This is a genomic window from Nguyenibacter vanlangensis (assembly GCF_013376155.1).
GTDB lineage: Bacteria > Pseudomonadota > Alphaproteobacteria > Acetobacterales > Acetobacteraceae > Gluconacetobacter > Gluconacetobacter vanlangensis.
In genome coordinates, this window is the sequence record NZ_JABXXP010000235.1 from 1 (window position 1) to 4,243 (window position 4,243).

Here is a 4,243-nt window from a genome sequence, read left to right on the forward strand (position 1 = left end):
CGCGCGACCCGCTGGGCCGAGGCGATCGGCCGCATGGCCCGCGTATCCGACGTCGCGGTCCTGGACGGCGACATGCCGCAGGGGGCGGCCCAGCTCGTGGTCGATGAGGCGACGCTGGTCATGCCGCTGGCCGGCGTCATCGACCTGACGCAGGAACGCCAGCGCCTGGAGAAGGAGCGCAGCAAGATGGAAGACGAGATCGCGAAGGTCGAGCGCAAGCTGCGCAACGCCGATTTCATCGCCCGTGCCAAGCCCGAGATCGTCGAGGAAAATCGCGACCGCCTGGCCCAATGGCAGGGCGAACGCGACCGCCTGGCCGCCGCCCTGGCGCGCCTGGCCTGACCCGGTCGCGTCGCGAAGCTGTCGCAGGCTCGTCACCATCACGTCTCTTTCAATCCGGTGGCGGCCCTCACATCTTGTAGACGAGGCGCGCCCGTTCGCGGCGCGGGAAGGAGCTGGAACGATGGATGAAGCGACGCGCATGCCGCCCGGCCAGGACGTCGCCTACCTGGGCGGCGGGTGCTTCTGGTGCACCGAGGCGATGCTGAAGGAACTCCGGGGCATCCTCGGCGTGGTTCCGGGCTATGCCGGGGGCACCCTGGCCAACCCGACCTATGAACAGGTCTGCAGCGGCCGCACCGGCCATGCCGAGGTCGTGCGCGTCGCATTCGACCCCGCGATCCTGTCCTATGCCGACCTGCTGCGGATTTTCTTCACGATCCACGATCCCACGACCCCGGACCGCCAGGGGGCGGACATAGGTCCGCAATATCGCTCGGTGATCTTCACCGCCACGCCCGAACAGGCGCAAACCGCCCGCGCGGTGCGCGACCAGGTCGCGGCCGAACGGCTGTGGCCCGATCCGATCGTGACTGAAATCCAGCCCCTGGACCGGTTCTACGAGGCCGAATCCTATCATCACGATTATTTCGCCAAGCACCCGGAACGGGGCTATTGCGCCGCGGTGATCGCGCCCAAGGTGGCGAAGCTGCGCCGGACCTACATGTCCCGCCTGGCGCGGGCGCAGGGCTGACCGGCGGTAGGCGCCGGGGGCGGATTCGCGTCATCCCCGGCGCCGTCCGGGGTGACGTTTCACGCGATCTCGTCATCAAGGAACAACTGGTCCGCTTCCTCGTCATAATCGAACAATTCCGCATAGCGTCCCCAGCCGATCAGCGTCTGCAGGGTCTGCTTGGCGTAGTCGGGGGACATGCTGTCTTCCAACTCGCCGCGGAAGCGCTCGGCGCTGGCCCGGTGGTTCGGCCGCTCGTCCAGCACGGCGCGGATGGTGCGCACCATGGGCACGTTATGCAGCAGGCTGTGCCACAGGATCTGCCGCCGCTCGTCATGCGTGCTCTGGACGAAGCGCGCGCCCTCGGACGTCAGCAGGATGTCGCCGTCCTCCAGTTCCGCGAATTCAAGCAATTGCAGGGATTCGCCCAGGGGAAACAGGTCGTCCAGCTCCAGTTGCAGGCGCGACGCCAGAAGCGGCAGGTCGGCGCGCCCATTCAGCGGATCGGCCGCCAGCGTCTCCATCATGCCGACCATCGCGTTCATCGGCAGGGACGGCAGCGCGACCTGGACCGGCGCGGCGGGCTGCGGCTCCTCGCTGGCCCGCAATTCGACCTCGGACACGATGGGCGCGCGGCGCGTCATCAGGGCATAGATCCGGTCGACCACCTGGCGAAAGGCAGGGTCTTCGCGGTTGCGCGGATGCGTAAAGGGTATGCTCACCTCATGCGCGACCCGGCCGGGATTGGATGAAAAGACCAGGATGCGGTCGCACATCAGCACCGCTTCCTCGATACTGTGGGTGACCAGCATCAGCGACTTGACCGGCAGCTTGCCCTCGGCCCACAGCTCGATCAGGTCGGTGCGCAGATTTTCCGCCGTCAGCACGTCCAGCGCCGAGAACGGCTCGTCCATCAGCAGCAGGTCGGGTTGCACCACCAGCGCGCGCGCCAGCCCCACGCGCTGGCGCATGCCGCCCGACAATTCCTTGGGATAGGCGTTTTCATAGCCGCTCAGCCCGATCAGGTCGATCGCCGCTTCCCCCAGCCGGTCGCGCTCGGCCGGCGGAATGCCCTTGGCCTCCAGTCCCAGTTCGACATTCTTCTGCACCGTCAGCCAGGGAAACAGCGCGAAGGACTGGAAGACCATGGCGATCCCCGGCACCGGGCCGACGACCGGCCGGCCCTTCCACAGCACCTTGCCGGCGCTGGGCGGCAGCAGCCCGGCGATGATGCGCAGCAGCGTCGACTTGCCCGACCCGGACCGTCCCAGCAACCCGACGATCTCGCCCGACCGCAGGGTCAGGTTCACGTCGTCAAGCACTACCAGGTCGGCTGCGGCACCTTTGTGATAGGCTTGGCGGCAGTCGGTGATGCGGACCAGTTCCTCGCGCGCCGGGGCGGGCGAAGCTGCCGTGGACGGGGGTGCGGATGGGGGCGCGGCGGAGCCTGCGGTCGGACTGGGCGGGGGCGTGGTCATGGGCGCGGGCTCAACTGAAAGTGAAGTGACGGCGCGCATAGTCGGCGAGGGGACGCCACACCGCGCGGTTGAACAGCAGGACGAACGCCGCCATGACCGTCATGCCCAGCCCGACCTGGGCGGTGTTGCCGGCCGTGGTGGCGTGGGCGATATAGGCGCCCAGCCCATGGGCGCTCAGCCTGACATCGCCCCAACTGGCGACCTCGGCCGCGATCGCGGCGTTCCATGCCCCGCCCGACGCCGTGATCGCCCCGGTGATGTAATGGGGCACGATCCCCGGCAGGATGACCCGCAGCCACCACAGGCGCCCGCCGACCTGCAGGCTGCGCGCGACCTCCAGCAGGTCCGCCGGATAGGATGCGGCGCCGGCCACGACGTTGAACAGGATATACCATTGCGTGCCCAGGACCATCAGCGGCGTCAGCCACACGTCGCTGCTGGCATGGAAATGGACGATCAGCAGGACGAAGACCGGAAAGAACAGATTGGCCGGAAAGGCCGCCATGAACTGCGCCACGAACTGGGTGCGCCGGGCACGTACCGGGTCCAGTCCCAGCCAGATCCCCACCGGCACCCAGATCAGCGATGCCAGCAGGACCATGGCCAGCACCCGCGCCAGGGTCAGCGTGCCCAGCGCGACGACATGCATCAGATCGGCCGCGCTGAAGGTTGCCCTGGCATAGGACCAGACCTGCCACACCGCCAGGGCCGACAGCACGGACAGCACGGCGATCCATAGCGCGTCATGGACCCGGTCAGGAATGCGCGGCGCGGGCCGCGCATCGGACGGGCGCCGGCCCAGTTTCAGCCCGCCGATCGCGGTCAGTCCGTCGCCGATCGCATCCGTGACCCGGCGCAGTAGGGCGGTGCGGCGCAGCAGCACCAGCATCCACGGATCGGACGAAGACGGCGACGCGATGGTCGCGAAACGCGCCGACCAGGCGACCAGAGGGCGGAAGACCAACTGGTCGTAGGCCAGGATCACCACCAGCATGGTCACGATGGCATAGAAGATCGCCCACAGGTCGCGCTGCGCGATCGCCGTGCCGACATAGGACCCGATGCCGGGCAGCAGCACATTGGTGTTCCCCACCGTGATCGTCTCGGAATAGACGACCATGAACCAGCCGCCGGACATGGAAATCATCGCGTTCCACACCAGGCCCGGCACCGCGAACGGAACCTCCAGCCGCCAGAATTTCTGCCACGCGGTCAGGTTGAAGCTGCGCGCGACCTCATCCAGGTCCGGGGGAACGGTCCGCAGCGACTGATACATGCTGAAGGCCATGTTCCACGCCTGGCTGGTGAAGATCGTAAAGATCGCCGCCAGTTCCGCCCCCAGCACCCGCCCGGGGAACAGCCCCATGAAGAACACGACGGTAAAGGTCAGGAATCCCAGGATCGGCACGGATTGCAGCACGTCCAGGACCGGCACCAGGATCAGCCCCGCGCGCCGGCTCTTCGCCGCCCAGACCGCATAGGTAAAGGTGAACAGCAGCGACGCGGCCAGTGCTGCGAACATGCGCAGCGCGGTGCGAATCGCATAGCCCGGCAGCCAGGACGGCTCCAGGTGGATGCCGGCGGCATTCGGCGCCGACAGCGGCGCCAGCATGTGGCGTCCCGTGGCGGCCAGCGCCACCGCCAGCCCCAGCATGCACAGCAGGGCCGCCAGGTCGAACAGGTTGGGCCGGGCCGGATGGGCCGAGGGGGCCGGAAGCGAACGCGCCGTCATGAACCTCTTTCCTGTCATGCC

General features: G+C 67.9%; 3 protein-coding genes and 1 pseudogene. 2 read left to right on the plus strand and 2 right to left on the minus strand.

Annotation, left to right across the window (positions count from 1 at the left end):
* Both HUK84_RS11395 and msrA read left to right on the plus strand, forming a co-directional pair.
* A pseudogene (locus HUK84_RS11395) lies at positions 1-342 on the plus strand (valine--tRNA ligase); the annotation flags it as partial.
* A gap of 121 nt (positions 343-463) precedes the next feature.
* Complete coding sequence (gene msrA, locus HUK84_RS11400; protein ID WP_176640403.1) at positions 464-1,033, plus strand: peptide-methionine (S)-S-oxide reductase MsrA; 570 nt, start codon at positions 464-466, stop codon at positions 1,031-1,033.
* A gap of 59 nt (positions 1,034-1,092) precedes the next feature.
* Here the strand turns inward: msrA and HUK84_RS11405 are convergent, their stop codons facing one another.
* Together HUK84_RS11405 and HUK84_RS11410 are read right to left on the minus strand one after the other, a co-directional pair.
* Positions 1,093-2,490: an ABC transporter ATP-binding protein gene (locus tag HUK84_RS11405; RefSeq protein WP_246285627.1), complete on the minus strand. Its 1,398-nt coding sequence runs from the start codon at positions 2,488-2,490 to the stop codon at positions 1,093-1,095.
* Between the two features lie 10 nt (positions 2,491-2,500).
* Positions 2,501-4,222 carry an ABC transporter permease gene (locus HUK84_RS11410; protein ID WP_176640404.1) on the minus strand — a complete coding sequence of 574 codons (1,722 nt, stop codon included), beginning with the start codon at positions 4,220-4,222 and terminating at the stop codon, positions 2,501-2,503.
* Positions 4,223-4,243: the final 21 nt, after the last annotated feature.

What these genes read in the sequence shown, in the direction of transcription:
- msrA (WP_176640403.1), top strand. Translation starts at nt 464, where the DNA reads ATGGATGAAGCGACGCGCATGCCGCCCGGCCAGGACGTCGCCTACCTG.
- HUK84_RS11405 (WP_246285627.1), bottom strand. Translation starts at nt 2,490, where the DNA reads ATGACCACGCCCCCGCCCAGTCCGACCGCAGGCTCCGCCGCGCCCCCA.
- HUK84_RS11410 (WP_176640404.1), bottom strand. Translation starts at nt 4,222, where the DNA reads ATGACGGCGCGTTCGCTTCCGGCCCCCTCGGCCCATCCGGCCCGGCCC.